This window comes from Nocardia cyriacigeorgica GUH-2 (assembly GCF_000284035.1).
Classification (GTDB): domain Bacteria; phylum Actinomycetota; class Actinomycetes; order Mycobacteriales; family Mycobacteriaceae; genus Nocardia; species Nocardia cyriacigeorgica_B.
The window spans coordinates 986,839-1,003,117 of the sequence record NC_016887.1 but is presented as its reverse complement, the minus strand read 5'-3'; the positions used below and the strand labels follow the sequence as shown (position 1 = coordinate 1,003,117).

The following is a 16,279-nucleotide window of genomic DNA, read 5'->3' as shown; positions in this document are numbered from 1 at the left end:
CAGCTCTGACGCTGGGTTTCAGCGCGTCGTTCGGATTGAGCTTCGGCCAAGGCGTTGCGTACGCGGATCGGCCGCCGCCGATCGATATGGGGAAGTTGCCGCCCGGTGATCCCGCGGTGCCGCCGGAACCGACCGAGCAGAAGTCGAATACGCCGTGTGCGAGCACGCAGCGAGGTGGCGACGGGCCGACCATCCCGGAACCGCAGCGGGCGCTCGATCTCCCGCACGCGTGGCAATTCTCCACTGGAGCGGGCCAGACGATCGCCGTCATCGACACCGGCGTCACGCCGCATCCACGGCTGCCCGGGCTGATGCCCGGCGGCGACTATGTCGCAGCGGGCGGTGATGGTCTGCAGGACTGCGACGCCCACGGCACGGTGGTCGCCGGCATCATCTCCGCGAGCAAGGTAGACGGGCAAGGCTTTTCCGGCGTCGCACCTGATGCGCGGATCCTGTCGATTCGGCAGACCAGTGCGAAGTTTCAGAAGAAGGGTCGTTCGACCGAACAGCGGCCGGAGGATCCGCCGGACGGATACGGCAATATCGACGCCCTCGCCTCGGCCGTGCGCCGCGCGGCCGATCGCGGCGTATCGGTGATCAATATTTCGCTCGTCCTCTGCGTATCGGGGTCACACAATCCGGCGGACTCGGCGCTCGGAGCGGCACTGCGCTACGCGACGGTCGAGAAGAACGTCGTGGTCGTAGCCGCCGCCGGCAACAAGGACCAGACGTCGCGGTGCGGCGGGGGTAATCCGGACGTCGACCCGCTCGACCCGACCGCTGATCTCTGGGAAAATCTGACCACCAACGTCACCCCGGCACGCTACGACGATTACGTCCTCACGGTCGGCTCGATCGGACCCGATGGGCAACCGTCGGACTTCACCGTGCCGGGGCCCTGGGTCGATATCGCGGCTCCCGGCGAGGGAATCGTGTCGCTGGACCCGCTGAGCGACGGAACGATCGTCGCGAAGGGCGAGCCGGACAAGATGACCACCCTCCAGGGCACCAGCTTTGCCGCACCGTATGTTTCAGGTGTCGTCGCGCTGGTCCGTTCACGCTTCCCACACCTGAGCGCGCAGGAAGTCATCAAACGCCTCCAGGCAACGGCTCACGCGCCCGCCGAAGGATGGAACCCCTATATCGGTTACGGCGCAGTGGATCCCGTCGCAGCGCTCACCAATGAGGTTCGTGACGCGCCCCTGCAGGCCAAGCAGCCGAGTCCGGCCAAGAGCGTTCAGCTCCCCGTCCCCGCTCCTCCACCACCGCCGGACAATCTGGCACGCAATGTTGCGTTGATCGGCACCGGAATCATCGGTGGTGGACTGATTCTCGGCTATCTCGCCTCGTTCCCGATCCGTCGCCGGTTCGGAGTTCGCGAAGACTGACGGCAACCGGGTAACACCAGGCAGACAACGGAAAACGAAACAAGTAAGGCCCGCCATTCGGCGGGCCTTACTTGTCACAGTTTGTTCGAGTGGTCGGCTGAGGGTGCTGAGGCGCGGTGACCTCCTCGGGCTGGGCGTCCGATGCCCCGGCCTTATCGGGTCTTCACGCTGCGCGAATCCGCCGCTGAGCGCACAGGGCAAGAACCTGTAACAAGCGTGCCCTGCTCAGGAATCTTGCTTGTGTGCCGCCTCGCCAGGAGCGAATTCAGAAGTAGTTGGGGCGCACCGCAGCTCGAGCGGCGCGCCCCGACTCTCACTTGCCCGCCGCGACCGGCTGCTGCGCCGGTGAAGGGTCCGGTGCTACACCGTCGTGGGCGACCATCGCCTCCTCGCGGCCCAAACTCGGGCCGTTGGCGAGCAATCCGACGATGGGCCAGGGGGCCGGTTCCGGGTTGTCCGGGAGGCCGAGGGCCTTGACGGCTTCGGCGTTCTTGATGCCGTAGCGGACGCCGGTGTCGGCGACGTAGAACAGGGAGTCCTTGCGGCGGCTGTCGGGTTCGATGCCGGTGGTCTGGACGTAGGCGCCCGAACCCGGTGGGATGTAGGCGGAGTCGGCGTTGGGGCCGGAGCCGTCGGCCTGGGCCAGCGGGACCAGTTTGGCCTTCTCCGACATCGGCAGGGTGACGCCGGTGATCACCGACAGTTCGGCGCGGTTGCCGGAATCCTCGGTGGCGGTGGTGATCGGCTTCCAGGACAGGCAGCTCACGGGCTGGTCCTTGGGTTCGATGATCGAGGGCGCGATTTGCGGGTAATCACCGACCTCGAGCGCTGCGGAGCGATCGGCCCGGGTGCGCAATGCTTCGCTGATCGTCGTATCGCCTGACGGCTGTGGGTTCGCATTGCGGATGATATCGGCGGTCAGCGGCGAAATCGGCTGGAGGCCGTCACGAAGCACGACGTAGTTCTCCACCTCACCCGCGGTCGAAACGTGGACAACGGTCCCGTTCCGGAATTCACCGATCGGCTTGTCCGGAATCCCGCCCGGATCGACGATCTGCGGCGGCTTGATCTCCAGCACTTCGGGAATCGCGTTCAGCAGGCCCTCGCTGATCGGGCGCGGGGTGAGCCCCGTGATGTTCAGTGCGTCGGTGACGGCGCGATCGGTCATGTCGACGCGGGCGCGTTTGCGGTCGTACACCAGGTAGGTGGCGTCGTCGCCCTGTACCAGCAGCGCCTTGTCCGACCCCATGACCGAGGCCTTCTCGCCCAGTTCCGGATCGCCGGCCAGCACCGAGGTGGTGAGGTCGCGGCCGCCGTCCATCTTCATGGAATCGCACACCGACCAGGCGCGGCCCTTGCCGTCCTTGTCGAAGTTCAGCACGCCGGGCGCACCGGGGATGCCGATCAGCGGCCCGCGGGCCTTCTTGCCGAGTTCGGATTCCTTGACGATAACGGCCTTCGGCGCATCTCCGGCGGCCAGCCGGGCCGAGGCGATGTTCAGCGCGGGATGCACGACGTCGTTGAGGACGACGTACACCGCCCCCGATTCCTTGCCGATCAGAATCTTGTTGTCGCCGATTTTGTCCTGCGGGCGTAGCAGGGCCAGCACACCGCAGCCGGCCAGCACCACGATGCCGAGAATGAGCCCGGCGGCGTAGGCGCGCGACTGGGAGCGCATGGGATCGTGCAGCATTCGCACGTCCCGGCGCACCAAGGCATGCTCCATCCGGCGCACCAGGAAGCGGTAACCGCTCACCTGCCAGCGCGTAGTGGGTTTTGAAGGCATGATTCCTCCCCCGAACAGTGCTCGCGTCCGCGGAACACAGTACAGTTCCCGGGGACTCTTGTTCAGCTCGGCCACACCGAAGGCGGCCGATACGGGTACTTGGGGGACGACGATGGCCGAACCTGCCGGCGCGGGGCCGCGCCCGCTGCTGGGTCGCATCTCGCTGCGCAACCTGATGATCGCGCAATTCGCCGGGCTGGTCGCGGGTGCGATCGCACTGCTGGCGGGGCTCGGGGTGTGGCCCGCGGTCGGTATCGGTGTGGTGGCCGGGTTGATCCCGTTGATCCCAGTGGGCCGGCGGGTGCTGCTGGATTGGATCGGCACCGGCGTCGGCTATCTCGCCCAGCGTGAGTACGAGATCGGTGACACCGTCGACTTCCGCGGCCCCGACGGTCGTTCGCTCGGTCTGTACTGGGACGGCAGCCGCGTGGTCACCGTCGTCGAGGTGCTCGCGCCCAAGGGCGGGCTGACCCGCATCGCCCGCACCACCGTGCACGCCTCGCACCTGCTGCCGCTGCCGGAGCTGGCGCAGTGTCTGACCCAGCACGACATCCTGCTCAGCGGTATCGACATCATCAGCCACGGCCACCGCAGCCGCGCGGGCACGCCGGCGGGCAAGATCTACGAATCGCTGCTCGGCCCGCTGCCTGCCACCGCCCACCGCACGGTGTGGCTGGCCATCAGCTTCGACGCGGTGGCCTGCCCCGGCGCGGCCGAACGGCGCGGCGGCGGCAATGAAGGCGCCTCGCGTGCGGTCACCATCGCGACCCAGCGGATCATGCGCGCGCTCGAAGACGCCGACTGCAACGCCCGTATCCTCACCGCCCCGGAAATCCGCAAGGCCGTTCTGCAGATCACCGCCGGTTACGATCCGCGCACCCTGACCCAGCGCTGGCGCTACGCCGAGCTGGGCAACAGCGTCAATATCGGTGGTGCGGTGGACCCGAAGAAGCTCGGTTCCGATCTGCTGGCCCAGCTGTGGGTGGCGCCCTCGCGCGGCACCACGGTGGCGGTGCGGTTGCGTCCCGGTAGCAGCGCCGAATCGGTGAATATCGGTGCGGCCTGGCGGTTGACGGCGCGTGAGCTGCCCGAACGTACCAAGCACGAGGGCATGGTGTCGATGAACGGCAGGCACCGCGACGGCCTGCTCGCCCATCTGCCGATCGCCATCCCGGATGTGGACGACACGGTCCCGATGTCGGAGTACCCGATCGACGTGATCGGTGCGCTGCATCTGCCGTCGTCGGGTTGCGGTCAGCTGATCGGCTCCGATGACGAGGGCAACGGTGTCGCGGTCCGCATCATCGGTGCCGGTATCTCGACGGTGTACGTGGCCGGTGAGCTGTACCTGGCGCAGCAGCTGGTGTTCCGTGCGCTGGCGGTCGGTGAGCGCATCCTGATCCGCACCGATCGCGCGCATGCCTGGGAGAACCTGGTCACCACGATCGGCAATCCGGAGCGGCTGACCATCGCGGTGGAAACCCATCAGTCCGATGCCGGTTTCACCGCCACCGTGGTCGACGGTGTGCTCGCGCCGGCCCCGCACGCCGGTGTCACCACGATCTATGTGACCGGCGATCCGATGGGCTGGCCTGCCACCAAGCCGGATCTGTCGATTCAGCAGCCCGGCGCCATCGGCAACCACGTGGTGTTGCGCACCGGTACCGCGCAGGTCGATCTGACGCTGGTGTCGATTCCGCGCGAGGCCACCTACATCGGCCAGCCGCGCGGGCGCCGCGCCATGGCGCACCAGTAAGCGCTCACCCCGGATAAGGGTCGACGGCCCGCGCCTGCCGCAGAGTCCGTCCCCACCAGGCCAATTGGCCCAGCATGCGTTCGGCCGCGTCGATCGCGGCACCGTCCTGCGTTTGCCCCGCGGCGTCGAAGCGCTTCTTGGCCTGATGGAAGCTGACGGTCTCGCGCACCGACACCATATGGATCTCGGCCACCACCTGACGCAGCTGCTCCACCGCGCGCAACCCACCCGAGAGTCCGCCGTAGGCAACGAACCCGATCGGCTTGGCCCGCCATTCGTGCTTGGCGCTGTCGAGGGCGGTTTTCAGCGACGCCGGATAGCCGTGGTTGTACTCCGAGGTGATCGCCACGAACGCGTCGGCGGCGGCGAGCCTGGCCCGGAACTGCTGAACCTCAGGGGTTTCGGTGAGATCGACCGGCAGCGGGGTGTCCATCAGATCGATGACGCCGGTGTCGAATTCCGGATGCTCCCCCGCCGTGCGCAGGAACCAGTCGGCGACCACCGGCGCGAACCGCTCCGGTCGCGTACTGGCGACGATGACCTCGAGCCGGAGCGCAGTGGTGTCCACGGCGCGAGCCTATACCCACGGCGGTCAGGGCAGCTCGAACGGCAGCGAGACCCCGGCGTGCACCCGGCAGCGGGCGCAGGTGTCGGCGCCGTCGACGGCCGCGATCGCGCGCCGGATCAGTGCCTTGAACGGGGTGATGTTCTTTTCGAACTCGGCGAAGACCTCGCTGACGTGCACGCCGTCGCCTTCTTCCAGTCCGGCGTCCAGGTCGGTCACCAGAGCGACTGCGGCGTAACACATTTCCAGTTCGCGGGCCAGGACGGCTTCGGGGTGGCCGGTCATGTTCACCAGTTCCCAGCCCTGCGCGGCGAACCAGCGGCTCTCCGCACGAGTGGAGAACCGGGGGCCCTGCACCACGACCATGGTGCCCGAATCGCGCATCGGCAGTGCCTCGGAGGCCGAGGCGATGGCAGCGGTGCGCAGTTCGTCGCAGTACGGGTCGGCGAAGGAGACGTGCACGCCACCGGCGTCGAAGAAGGTCTGCGGCCGCCCGGAGGTGCGGTCGACCAGCTGGTCCGGGACGGCGATCGTGCCCGGCCCCCAGTCGGCGCGCAGGCTGCCGACCGCGCAGGGCGCGAAGATCCGGCGCACGCCCAGCGACCGCAGCGCCCACATATTGGCCTGGTAGGGCAGGGTGTGCGGGGAGTATTCGTGCCGCTTGCCATGGCGCGGCAGGAACGCGACCGGCCGCCCCTCGACCTCCCCGATCGCGACCGGCGCACTCGGCGCGCCATAGGGCGTGTCGACCTCGACGGCCACCGCCTCGTCATCGAAGAAGTCGTAGAAGCCGCTGCCGCCGATGACGGCGATCGCGGGCCGGGCATGCGAGCTCATGGCGACGATTGTGCCGCCCGCACCGGGTCCGGCCGCCGGGAGGTGGGCGATTCGGCCCTCACCTGACAATTCCCCGCAGGCGGTGTACCCTAGGGGGGTATTGAGACCAGGCCGCCGACCCGGCAGGCAACGAGGAGGCAGTCGGTGACACCCAGCCCGTCGCAGAACAACGACCACACCGCGCACGACCATTCCGGCCACGGCTACATCACCGCCAAGGACGACTACCTGAAGCGGCTGCGCCGCATCGAGGGCCAGGCCCGCGGGCTGCAACGCATGGTCGAGGAAGAAAAGTACTGCATCGACATCCTCACCCAGGTCTCCGCCATGACCAAGGCGCTGCAAGCGGTGGCCATGGGCCTGCTCGAAGACCACATCAGCCACTGCGTGGTCGACGCTGCGGTGGCGGGCGGCCCGGAAGCCGACGCCAAGATCAAGGAGGCCACCGACGCCATCGCGCGGATGGTGCGTTCCTGACCGCTTCAGCCGTGCCAGCGCCGGTACACCTGCGCGGCGCCCGGATGTAGCGGGACGGTGCCGGTGCCGATGAGGAACCGTCCGTCCAGGAATTGGGTGCCCGCGGCCTCGGCGGGCACCAGCTCATCGGCATGCCAGACCAGCAGTTCGACGATGGCGGCGGCGGCCTCGTCGGGCAGGGCGGCCGACGCGAGCAGCAGGTTGGCGACGCCGATGGTGTGCACGGCCGGACTGCCGGGGTAGGCGTCGGCGGGAATGGCGACGCGGTCGTAGACGGGGCCGTATCGGTCGCGCATGGGTTCTGCCAGTGCACCCAGGTCCAGCAGCCGCATCGGGTCCGGCACGGTGAGCGCGCCGGTCGGCACCCCGCCGGCCCACAGCAATGCATCGATGTCGCCGTCGGTCAACGCATGGGCGGCCTCGCGGAGCGGGCGATGCTCCACGATGACGTCGACCGCAGGGTCCAGCCCGGCGCTCGCCAGCAGCCTCGGTCCGGTCACCGCCGCGCCCGACCCCTCGGCGCCCAGATTGACCCGCCGTCCCCGGAGATCGGCGACCTCACGAATCGGGCTGTCCGTGCGCACCGCCAGCTGGAGATAGTTCTCGTACACCCGGCCCAGCGCCAGCACCCGCCCACCGTTGTCGCCCGCCGAATCCGCCAGGGCCAGCGCCGTTTCGACCTGCCTGTCGGCGAGCAAGCGCAGGTTCTGTTGTGAGCCAGCGGTTTCCACCGGTTCGATGCGGATGACGTCGGAGTTGGCGGATGCTGCGGCGGCCAGCAGGCGCGCGAAGGCGAAGTAGAAGCCGCCGTCCTCGCCGGAAGCCAGACGGACCGCCGTGCGGTCGCTGGAGCCGCAGGCCGCGAGGCTCATGGACGCGAGTGCGGCCAATGCCAGCGCGCGGCGCCTGGAGATCGAGATCAGTGGTCGGTTCATCGGACCGCCGCCATTGTGCGGAGGTTGTCCAGTTCGAGTCGGGACACCGTCATCTGCCGGCCGGCGCGCGGCTCGAACCAGAACACCACCCGCGGCCGGAAGTCACCTCGCACGGCTGGGCCGATTGCCCTCGGCGCGAACGCAGCCGGTACCTGAGCTCGGGGTTGCAGTGCGTTCATCGGCGCACCGCCGGAAGCCGGATGACGACGCCGAGACCGTGCGGCAGGACCGGTTCCACCGTCAGGGTGCCGCCCCTCGCCTTGGCCAGGGCGTGGGCGATCGACAGGCCGAGACCCGTGCCGCCGGCCACCGCCCCCGAACCGCGGAAGAACCGCGCGGTGAGCTTGTCGATTTCGGCCGGATCCACCCCCGCGCCGTCATCGCGAACCCGCACGATCACCCAGCCCGGCTCGGTCAGCACGTCGACGACGGTGTGCGCGCCGGGACCCGCGTAGCGACACGAATTGCTCAGTGCCACATCGAGTATCTGCGCCAGCGCCGCCGCACTGATCGCTGCGCCACGTGCGTCATCGTGTCCGCCTGTGTCACGATCCTCCCCTGCGAGCCGTCCCCCTCGCACCGCGTCGGTCGGCCCGGCCTCACCACCATGCGCATCAACGACCCGGCTGCCGGCCGTCAACGTCATGCCGGCGTCGGCGAACGCCGCTGTCCACGAGTCGATTCGGTCGGCCACCACCTCGGCGGCGTCGCAGCGCTCCTCGTGCGACGCGGCCGTTCCGAACGCCGCCGGCGCTTCGGCCACGGCCAGCTCGAGCAGCGCGTCCAGCAGGGCGGTCAGGCGGTCGACTTCGGCGCTCGCGCCGCGAAAGGTTGCCGAGGCGCTCTCGGGGATCGCCGCCTCCAGCGAGTCGAGGCGAATCGTCAGCGCTGCCAGGGGGTTACGCATGGCGTGGGCGGTGTCGGCGACCAGTTGACGTTGCGCGTCCGCGGAATCGGCGACCGCGGCGGCCATGGCATCGACCGATTCGGCCAGCGCGCGCACCTCGGGCGGGCCGCCGTATCGCCTGGTGATCGGTGCCGCGCCCGGTTCGGCGGGCGCTTGCTGCGGCTCGCTCCGCTGTTCGACGGCGGACCCAGCCGGTGCGGCCTTCCCGTCCTGAGCGCTCCGGCTGTGCCCGGCTCGATCCGCGGGCTCGGGCGCCGGGTCGGGCCGCGGTCTCGGCAAGGTCGCGGTGAGTTCGGCGACCGCGTCCGACATTGCCGCCAGCGGTCGCAGCACCCAGCGGCTCACTACCAGTGCCAGCAGCACGAACACCACCATCGCACCGACCGCGCCGACCGCGATCACCGCCCACACCCGCGCGATCGCGGCGCGCGCCTCGTCGGTGGACGCCTCGATCACCACGGCACCGTTGACCTGCACGCCCGACCCGACCGGGCGCGCGATGAGCATGACCGGATCGCTCCACGGCGTCAGCCGATCCACCTGCTGCGGACGCTGATTGCGGCGCGCGGCCGCCACCGCCGCCATGATCCGCGGATCCCGCACATCGACCCCGGCATTGACGACCGGCGCCCCGCGCGCGTCCACCACCAGCACGTTTTCCCCGTACAGCTCGTGGTAGCGCCCGACCTCATCGGCCAGCGCCTGCACTCCGCCCGCGGAACCGGCGGCATCGGCCAGGGTGGCGAAACGGTCCGCGTCACCGGAGCGGCCCAGCACCAGCTGCTGGGTGCGGCTGGTCGCGGCGGTCAACGACAGCGGCACCGCGAAGGCCAGCACCGCGATGGCCGCGAAGGCGGTGAGGACGATCAGCAGGCGGCGGCGCATACCGACCTCCCGATCGGTGGCGGACCACCGCTGTACCCCAATTCGCGCAGCAGTTCAGCGGACGCCATCACCGCACCACCACGCCGATCACCTGCGGAGTCGATCCGCGGACCGCCAGACCGGAAACCCAGTCGGCCCGACCGAGACGGCTCCGGCACGCCCTCGAAACGGACGGCCGCCCTTACTCGCCCCACCGGTACCCGTACCCGCGAATGGTGGTGATCAGCCCCGGCCGGTTCAGCTTCGCCCGCAAACCGGTCATATGCACATCGAGTGACCGCGAGACCGCGACGAAGGCGTCGCCCCAGATCCGATCCATCAACTGCTGTCGGCTCACCGCCGACCCGGGCCGTTCCACCAGCACTTCGACCAGCTCGAATTCCTTCTGGGTGAGCGGGATCGGGGTGCCGGCGACCTCCACGACCCGGGCCCGCAGATCCACCCGGACGTCGCCGGTCACCACCTCGGTCCGCGCCTGCTGCGCCACCGCGGCGGCGCGGCGCATCACCGTCTCCAGGCGCGCCATCAGCTCGGCGATCCGGGGCGGTTTGACGACATAGTCGTCGGCACCGCCGCGCAACCCGCGCACGATCGACCGCTCGTCGCTGCGCGCGGTCAGGATCAGCACCGGCACCGCGCTCACCTCACGCAACTGCCGCAGCACCTGGAGACCGTCGGCGTCGGGCAGACCGAGATCGAGCAGAACGGCATCGAAATCGCGGTGGGCGATGAGCAGATCGGCGCCGCGGCGCATGCGCTCGGCCCGGTAGCCGCGCGCCGTGAGCGCCTCTACCAGGGCATCGCCTACGCCGTCGTCGTCTTCGACCACCGCCAGCCGCACGCGCCGATCCTCCCACAGCAGGATCGGCGCGTGGTCGGTTCGGTCAGCCACGTACGGCGGCCATCTCCCGATCCGGCTCGGCCGCTCCGGCATCGACGGCGGCTTCGGCGTCGATGGTGGATTCGGTCGAGGTCTCCCGCATGAAGTAGTAGGTGATCAGCGAGATGGCGATGCAGCCTGCGACGTAGAAGAAGTACAGCGCCTCCAGATCGGCCTTCTTCAGCGCGAGCGCGATCATCTCCGCGGTACCGCCGAAGATCGCGACGGTCAGCGCGTACGGCAGGCCGACTCCGAGCGCGCGGATCTTGGTCGGGAACAGCTCCGCCTTCACGATCGCGTTGATCGAGGTGTATCCGGTGATGATCACCAGCGCGGTCAGCATCAGACCGAAGGCCGCGAACGCGTTGGTGGTGTGCGCGAGCACCGACATGATCGGCACCGTCAGCAGGGTGCCGGACACGCCGAAGAAGATCAGCAGCTTGCGCCGGCCGATCCGGTCGGACAGGCCACCGGCCAGCGGCTGGAGCACCACGAAGAACAGCAGCGCGACGAAGTTGATCCAGGCCACGGTGTCTTTGGAGATGCCGGAGGTGTTGATCATGAACTTCTGCATGTACGTGGTGTAGGTGTAGAACGCCACCGTGCCGCCCATGGTCAGCCCGACCACCAGCAGGCATTCCCGCGGGTACTGCAGCAGCACCCGCAGCGAACCGCGCGATCCGCTGCCGGACTCGCCCGCGGCCGGTTCGGCGACGGCCTTGAACGACGCCGATTCGTCCATCCCGCGCCGCAACAGCATCACCACGATGGCGCCACCCGCGCCGATCAGGAACGGAATCCGCCAGCCCCAGCTGTGCATCTGCTCCGACGACAGCACCTGCTGCAACACGATCTGCACGCCGAGCGCGGTGAGCTGACCCGCCACCAGCGTCACGTACTGGAAGCTGGAGTAGAACCCGCGACGGCCCGCCGAGGCCACCTCCGACAGGTAGGTCGCGCTGGTGGCGTACTCACCGCCGACCGACAGGCCCTGCAACAGCCGCGCCAGCAGCAACATCACCGGGGCCGCGATGCCGATGGTCTGGTAGCCGGGAGTCAACGCGATCATCAGCGAACCCGCGGCCATCACCGTGACCGAGAGGGTCAGCGCGGAGCGACGGCCGAAGCGGTCGGCGTAGCGGCCCAGCGCCCAGCCACCGATCGGGCGCATGATGAACCCGACCGCGAACACCGCGGCGGTCGAGAGCAGCTGCGCGGTGGGATCGCCGTCGGGGAAGAACGCCTTCGCGAAGTAGACGCTGAACGCGGCGTAGACGTACCAGTCGTACCACTCGACGAGGTTGCCGATCGATCCGCGCAGCACGTTCGCCACTACTCGCCGTTCACCACCGGCCTGTGTCGTTGTCACCTGGACCCTCCTCTATCGGCGCGGCTCTGCGCCGTCGGAGTCCACTGTGTCGGCAGTCACAAGCCGCAGGGAAGCCGCGCGGGCGGTTCCTAACTCTCCCTTAGGACGATCGCGGCAGATCTAGCACTCTCGGCGGGAGAGTGCTAATTTTGGTGGTGCACAGCTTCCGGCGCCCGTCGCCGTGGCGGTCGCCGTCGGGAACGAAAACGGAGGTGATTGCTGTGCTGAGGTTCGATCCGTTCCATGACATCGATGCTGTTGCCCGTCAGCTGCTCGGTGAGTCGACCGGCACCAGCCGCGCTCCGCGATTCATGCCGATGGATCTGTTCAAGGCAGGCGACCACTATGTGCTCAATGCCGACCTGCCCGGTGTCGATCCCGGTTCGGTCGATGTGAGCGTGGACAACGGAACGCTCACCCTGCGCGCCCAGCGCACCGCCCCGAGCGAAGAAGGCGTCCAGTGGATCGCCTCCGAACGCTTCTCGGGCACCTATATGCGGCAGCTGTCCCTCGGCGATAACGTCGATACCGACAACATCAGCGCCACCTACAACAACGGGGTCCTCTCGGTCACCCTGCCGATCGCTGAACGCGCCAAGCCGCGCCGGATCCAGATCACCGGCGGCGGCTCGGGCCAGCGGACGATCGAGGCCGGGTCGAGCTGACCCCGAACCGGATTACCTGAGGCGATCTCAGGCCGGCGCCATCAGCACCGGCGCCAGCGCCCGCAGATCGGCCAGGTAGTCGGGGCCGAGCGGCTGGACCGCGAGATGGTCGGCGCCCGCGTCCAGGTGGGCGCGCAGCCGCTCGGCCACCACGGCCACCGAGCCGTGCACCGCCAGCGCATCGATGAGTTCATCGCTGCCCGGCGAAGTGACGCAGGCTCCGGTGAAACAAGAGATGTCAGCTACCGGATTCAGACCAGCCAGGACCTATCGTCTGGGTAGTCGTCGAAGTCGTCCGGCCAGTCGCTAGGTCCGACCACACCGGTTTCGGCTGGTCGCGAAGTCGGCGGCGGCGGAATAGATGGTGGCACAACAGGTGGTGGCAGGTTCTCCGGGAGACCCCAAGGCCAGATGAACCTGGCTGAAGACTTCAAGTCGACAACTTCCGGCGGAGGCGGACTGACCAGCGATTCGATCTCGGGCCACCTGCACTCGCCGGCACGGACGCGAAGGGCGAAGTCGCGGAGGGCCGGGGAGGCGGTAGGAAGTGAGGCGAACTCGAACATCAATCCCTCGGTGACGAGGGTGGGTTCGTTGAGAACCGCGGCTACGTCCAAGTTCTCCACCCGCATGCGGACAGTGCGCAGGTCGTCAACGCTGTCGAGCACACGACGGGCTGCCGCCTCGATCTCAGGGTCCAGGTCGGGCTCACGCATACTCCCCCATTGGGGTTTCATCCGTCCTCCCAAGGTTGTCTGCCCGTACCGGTCTCGTAGCTTTCCCGCGGCCGTTCCAGCGTGCTGCCGACTTTCGCTATCTCCTTCAGATCATTTGCTACTGCGGCAGTACGCAGCGCGGGCTGGACCTTCTCCTCGAGCTTTTCTGCCACGACTCTGGTCGGCCCGGACAAGAAGCTCAGGAACTCCTTCAGCCGATTCTTCGTCTCCTCGATCTTGTCCACGATGTCCTTGACGGTCGAGACGATAGTATAGATCTTCTGCCCAAGATCTAACACTTCGACTATCACCCCGAGGCCGGGCACCCTTTTCATCACCTGTTTGAAAATGCCCTTTACGCTCTTGACTTCAATGTAGTCCTCGAGCATATCTTTGAGTTTGAGCAGCGCCGTTTTGATTCCCGCGCGAATCTCGTCGGCCAGCTTGCCTGCTATATCAGCAAGGACCCGACCGACCGGGCCTTCCCATTTCATGGCCGCGATCTGCCGCCGCGCCCAATTCTCTTCGAATGAGATGGCCGCCTTACCATCCCAATGGGGACCGACCAGTTTGACACCATTTTCCAGGTTCTTGCCGGTCGCTTCCATTGCGTTACCCGCGACTTTGTACGACTCACCGATGCGGCGAACTTCGTTCCAGTTCCCCTCGATCGGTTTCAGCACCAAGACCAGAGGATCTACCTCTTTCTGCGCCATACGGGTCACACTCTTGATGGACTCGTTGACGTCCCTCAGCCATGGCGCAACCTCCCCGATCAACCCGGCGAGGTCTTCCTGGTTGACAGTAGGCACGTTGAGGTTGATGGATTCTGGTTTTGGGTAGGCCGTCACGGCGCCGTATGCGTCAGTCTGGCCCGGCCGTTCCGTATCCGAACCGTAAACTCCCGGCGTGGCGCTAGCTACGTCGCTGGTATGAGCATTGAGCGCCGCATAGTTCTTCATATCCTGGTCGTGAAACATCCATGCGGCCTTGTTGAGCTCGATCGCGGTGCTCTTGTTATAAGTCCCGATATCGGCCATTCTGCCTTTGAACACACCAGCGAGGCCGTTGAAAGGCGCCAGCAGGTCATTGATAATCTCACCGGTAAACAGGTCACCATTCGGCGTACAGTTGTCGCCGACGAAGGTAGAAATGTTCGCACAGTCAGTGCCTAGATCATCGATCAGCCTGCCCAGTCCAGCGATCTGACTGGGATCCGCCCGAAACTTCTCAGGACTCAATTTTCCCCTTAGTCTGATTTGCGTAGCGACGTCACGATGGCATCGGCATCGCTTTCCGACAGCGCGTCGCTCATACCCGTATGGTGCTGCACCACGAGGAGGACAACTTCGGCTGTGGCGTAGCCTGGCGTCGCAACTACATCGAAGATCGCCTGGTCGGGGCCACACGCCGAGCTGCCCGGGATATCTGTGAGCACAGCCGTATACCGCACTGCCGGCCGCCCGGACACTTCGAGCGAAAACGGTCCCCTGATCTCGACTTTCGGCTTTCGGCTGGTTTCCTCATCGCCGAAAATGCGCTCGGCTTTCGATACCTCCTGGCGGGCGGCTGTGTCGAGGTCGACAGCATTGCGCCCGGTCACTCCAACTGTCGCCATCGCCGAGCCGTCATCCTCCGTGCAGTAGCCATACCGGTACTCGCTAACTGCCCCATAGGTGGCGACATCACCCGCGTCATCGGTCCATCCCACGACCATCGTGTTACTGGACCGCCAGTGCTCGCTGGAGGGAACAGTGTAGGTAAGACCGAACCGCGTAGGCACTGGCTGCGGCACCCCCTCGGGAACCTCCGGCATCGGTGGAGGGAACTCCATCCTCGGAAAACCCGGCGGCGGCGGGGCGACGGTGGTCGTGGGAACACTCTCCGAGGGTGCCGTCCATTCGCTAGCTGGCCCCTCCGCTGCGTCCGATCCGAGGTTTGGATTACCGACCCAGACCACAACCCCCGCCACCAAACCGAACGCGACGAGCCAAATCGAGATGCGGACTAGCGGATTGAGCCTGCGATAGCGCTGCCGCAGCTGGCCATCCGTCATTGGGCTACTGTCCAGCGCACAATGGAGTTCGCCCCCCGCATATCGAAACTCATAGTGAGCCACCGTAAGCCCTTCCCGATATGAGCGTCAATCAGAGTGGCCCGGACCACGACGCGGGACGGACTATGCCGCGGGGATTATCCGGCCATCTGCCCGATCTCAGGCCGGCGCCATCAGCACCGGCGCCAGGGCCCGCAGATCGGCCAGGTAATCGGGGCCGAGCGGCTGGACCGCGAGATGGTCGGCGCCCGCGTCCAGGTGGGCGCGCAGCCGCTCGGCCACCACGGCCACCGAGCCGTGCACGGCCAGCGCATCGATGAGTTCATCGCTGCCGGGCGCGGTGACGTCGGCTTCGGTGAATCCGAATTTGCGCAGGTTGCGCACGTAATTGCCCAGTCCGAGATACATCTGCACGACCGGCCGGGCGGTCGCACGCGCGCGGTCTGCGTCCTCGTCGAGCACGAACTTGTGCTCGACCGCGAGCCCGGCGGGCCCGAGGGTGTCCCGCGCGAAGGCCGTGTGGGCCGGCGGGACCAGATACGGCAGCGCGCCCGCGGTGCGTTCGGCCGCCAGCTGCAACACCTTCGGCCCCAGCGCGGCCAAGGCCCGGCGGCTACGCGGCACACCGGCATTGTCCAGCTCGTCGAGGTATTCGACCAGCGCGTCGAAGGGTTTGCGATAGGGGTCGTTGAACTCGGGGTGACCCACGCCGAGGCCGAGCAGGAAACGGTTCGGGAAGCGGTCCTCGAGCCGGTGGAATGATTCGGCGACCTCCGCGGCCGGAGCGGTCCAGATATTGATGATGCTGGTGGCGACGGTCAGCGTCTCGGTCGCGTCGAGCAGCTCCTCGACCCCGGGAAGGTCCGCCGGCGGCGATCCGCCGAGCCAGAGGGTGCTGTAGCCGAGACCCTCCAGTTCCTTCGCCTCTTCGGGCGTGACTCCCTTGTAGCCGCGCCATACACCGAACCTGCCGAGCCCGTCGATTGTCATACCCGGAGCGAACTGCGGTGCGGGCGAGATTATTTCCGCGACGCGATCACCAGCGAAATTCAGCAGC

16 protein-coding genes are annotated in these 16,279 nt (G+C 67.4%); 4 read left to right on the top strand and 12 right to left on the bottom strand.

From position 1 onward, the window contains the following. Positions 1–86: 86 nt before the first annotated feature. A complete protein-coding gene (gene mycP / locus NOCYR_RS04475) occupies positions 87–1,388 on the top strand; it encodes a type VII secretion-associated serine protease mycosin (RefSeq protein ID WP_014349165.1) in 1,302 nt (433 codons plus the stop codon). A 313-nt stretch (positions 1,389–1,701) separates the two neighbouring features. On the opposite strand, the gene eccB is transcribed toward mycP, so the two are convergent. Beyond that, positions 1,702–3,174, bottom strand: coding sequence for a type VII secretion protein EccB (gene eccB / locus NOCYR_RS04470; protein WP_081505552.1), 1,473 nt, complete (start codon positions 3,172–3,174; stop codon positions 1,702–1,704). Between the two features lie 112 nt (positions 3,175–3,286). Between eccB and eccE the strand changes: the two genes are divergently transcribed. Continuing rightward, a complete protein-coding gene (gene eccE / locus NOCYR_RS04465) occupies positions 3,287–4,930 on the top strand; it encodes a type VII secretion protein EccE (protein WP_014349163.1) in 1,644 nt (547 codons plus the stop codon). A gap of 4 nt (positions 4,931–4,934) precedes the next feature. Here eccE and NOCYR_RS04460 read toward each other — a convergent pair whose 3' ends face one another. Together NOCYR_RS04460 and NOCYR_RS04455 are read right to left on the bottom strand one after the other, a co-directional pair. Next, positions 4,935–5,498, bottom strand: coding sequence for an NADPH-dependent FMN reductase (locus tag NOCYR_RS04460; RefSeq protein ID WP_014349162.1), 564 nt, complete (start codon positions 5,496–5,498; stop codon positions 4,935–4,937). Between the two features lie 24 nt (positions 5,499–5,522). Beyond that, complete coding sequence (locus tag NOCYR_RS04455) at positions 5,523–6,332, bottom strand: S-methyl-5'-thioadenosine phosphorylase (RefSeq protein ID WP_014349161.1); 810 nt, start codon at positions 6,330–6,332, stop codon at positions 5,523–5,525. A 144-nt stretch (positions 6,333–6,476) separates the two neighbouring features. Here NOCYR_RS04455 and NOCYR_RS04450 point away from each other — a divergent pair, with 144 nt between their 5' ends. Then, positions 6,477–6,809, top strand: a complete 333-nt coding sequence (locus NOCYR_RS04450) for a metal-sensitive transcriptional regulator (protein ID WP_014349160.1) — start codon at positions 6,477–6,479, stop codon at positions 6,807–6,809. 5 nt (positions 6,810–6,814) lie between these two features. Here NOCYR_RS04450 and NOCYR_RS04445 read toward each other — a convergent pair whose 3' ends face one another. From NOCYR_RS04445 to NOCYR_RS04430, 4 genes are all read right to left on the bottom strand, one after another. Then, positions 6,815–7,744, bottom strand: coding sequence for a TAXI family TRAP transporter solute-binding subunit (locus tag NOCYR_RS04445; RefSeq protein WP_014349159.1), 930 nt, complete (start codon positions 7,742–7,744; stop codon positions 6,815–6,817). Positions 7,745–7,919: 175 nt separating this feature from the next. Then, positions 7,920–9,536 carry a sensor histidine kinase gene (locus tag NOCYR_RS04440; RefSeq protein ID WP_014349158.1) on the bottom strand — a complete coding sequence of 539 codons (1,617 nt, stop codon included), beginning with the start codon at positions 9,534–9,536 and terminating at the stop codon, positions 7,920–7,922. A 181-nt stretch (positions 9,537–9,717) separates the two neighbouring features. Next, on the bottom strand, positions 9,718–10,377 hold the full coding sequence (locus NOCYR_RS04435; protein ID WP_048833907.1) for a response regulator transcription factor: 660 nt from the start codon (positions 10,375–10,377) through the stop codon (positions 9,718–9,720). A gap of 43 nt (positions 10,378–10,420) precedes the next feature. Continuing rightward, positions 10,421–11,785 (bottom strand): MFS transporter, encoded by a 1,365-nt coding sequence (locus NOCYR_RS04430; protein WP_048832802.1) that lies wholly within the window; start codon positions 11,783–11,785, stop codon positions 10,421–10,423. A 221-nt stretch (positions 11,786–12,006) separates the two neighbouring features. Between NOCYR_RS04430 and NOCYR_RS04425 the strand changes: the two genes are divergently transcribed. Beyond that, positions 12,007–12,450, top strand: coding sequence for an Hsp20/alpha crystallin family protein (locus tag NOCYR_RS04425; RefSeq protein ID WP_014349155.1), 444 nt, complete (start codon positions 12,007–12,009; stop codon positions 12,448–12,450). A gap of 27 nt (positions 12,451–12,477) precedes the next feature. On the opposite strand, the gene NOCYR_RS29055 is transcribed toward NOCYR_RS04425, so the two are convergent. The 5 genes from NOCYR_RS29055 to NOCYR_RS04405 form a co-directional block, all read right to left on the bottom strand. Further along, complete coding sequence (locus NOCYR_RS29055) at positions 12,478–12,621, bottom strand: hypothetical protein (protein ID WP_193364731.1); 144 nt, start codon at positions 12,619–12,621, stop codon at positions 12,478–12,480. A gap of 80 nt (positions 12,622–12,701) precedes the next feature. Continuing rightward, a complete protein-coding gene (locus NOCYR_RS04420; protein WP_231856029.1) occupies positions 12,702–13,166 on the bottom strand; it encodes a hypothetical protein in 465 nt (154 codons plus the stop codon). Between the two features lie 17 nt (positions 13,167–13,183). Then, entirely contained in the window at positions 13,184–14,407 is a 1,224-nt protein-coding gene (locus NOCYR_RS04415) for a hypothetical protein (protein WP_048832800.1), read from the bottom strand. Positions 14,408–14,415: 8 nt separating this feature from the next. Further along, positions 14,416–15,222 (bottom strand): hypothetical protein, encoded by an 807-nt coding sequence (locus NOCYR_RS04410; RefSeq protein ID WP_148280524.1) that lies wholly within the window; start codon positions 15,220–15,222, stop codon positions 14,416–14,418. Positions 15,223–15,381: 159 nt separating this feature from the next. After that, positions 15,382–16,212, bottom strand: a complete 831-nt coding sequence (locus NOCYR_RS04405) for an LLM class F420-dependent oxidoreductase (protein ID WP_048832796.1) — start codon at positions 16,210–16,212, stop codon at positions 15,382–15,384. Positions 16,213–16,279 lie beyond the last annotated feature (67 nt).

Excerpts from the sequence above, each read along its gene's own strand:
- mycP (WP_014349165.1), top strand. The coding sequence starts at position 87 with ATGGGGAAGTTGCCGCCCGGTGATCCCGCGGTGCCGCCGGAACCGACC.
- eccB (WP_081505552.1), bottom strand. The coding sequence starts at position 3,174 with ATGCCTTCAAAACCCACTACGCGCTGGCAGGTGAGCGGTTACCGCTTC.
- eccE (WP_014349163.1), top strand. The coding sequence starts at position 3,287 with ATGGCCGAACCTGCCGGCGCGGGGCCGCGCCCGCTGCTGGGTCGCATC.
- NOCYR_RS04455 (WP_014349161.1), bottom strand. The coding sequence starts at position 6,332 with ATGAGCTCGCATGCCCGGCCCGCGATCGCCGTCATCGGCGGCAGCGGC.
- NOCYR_RS04445 (WP_014349159.1), bottom strand. The coding sequence starts at position 7,744 with ATGAACCGACCACTGATCTCGATCTCCAGGCGCCGCGCGCTGGCATTG.
- NOCYR_RS04440 (WP_014349158.1), bottom strand. The coding sequence starts at position 9,536 with ATGCGCCGCCGCCTGCTGATCGTCCTCACCGCCTTCGCGGCCATCGCG.
- NOCYR_RS04420 (WP_231856029.1), bottom strand. The coding sequence starts at position 13,166 with ATGCGTGAGCCCGACCTGGACCCTGAGATCGAGGCGGCAGCCCGTCGT.
- NOCYR_RS04410 (WP_148280524.1), bottom strand. The coding sequence starts at position 15,222 with ATGACGGATGGCCAGCTGCGGCAGCGCTATCGCAGGCTCAATCCGCTA.
- NOCYR_RS04405 (WP_048832796.1), bottom strand. The coding sequence starts at position 16,212 with ATGACAATCGACGGGCTCGGCAGGTTCGGTGTATGGCGCGGCTACAAG.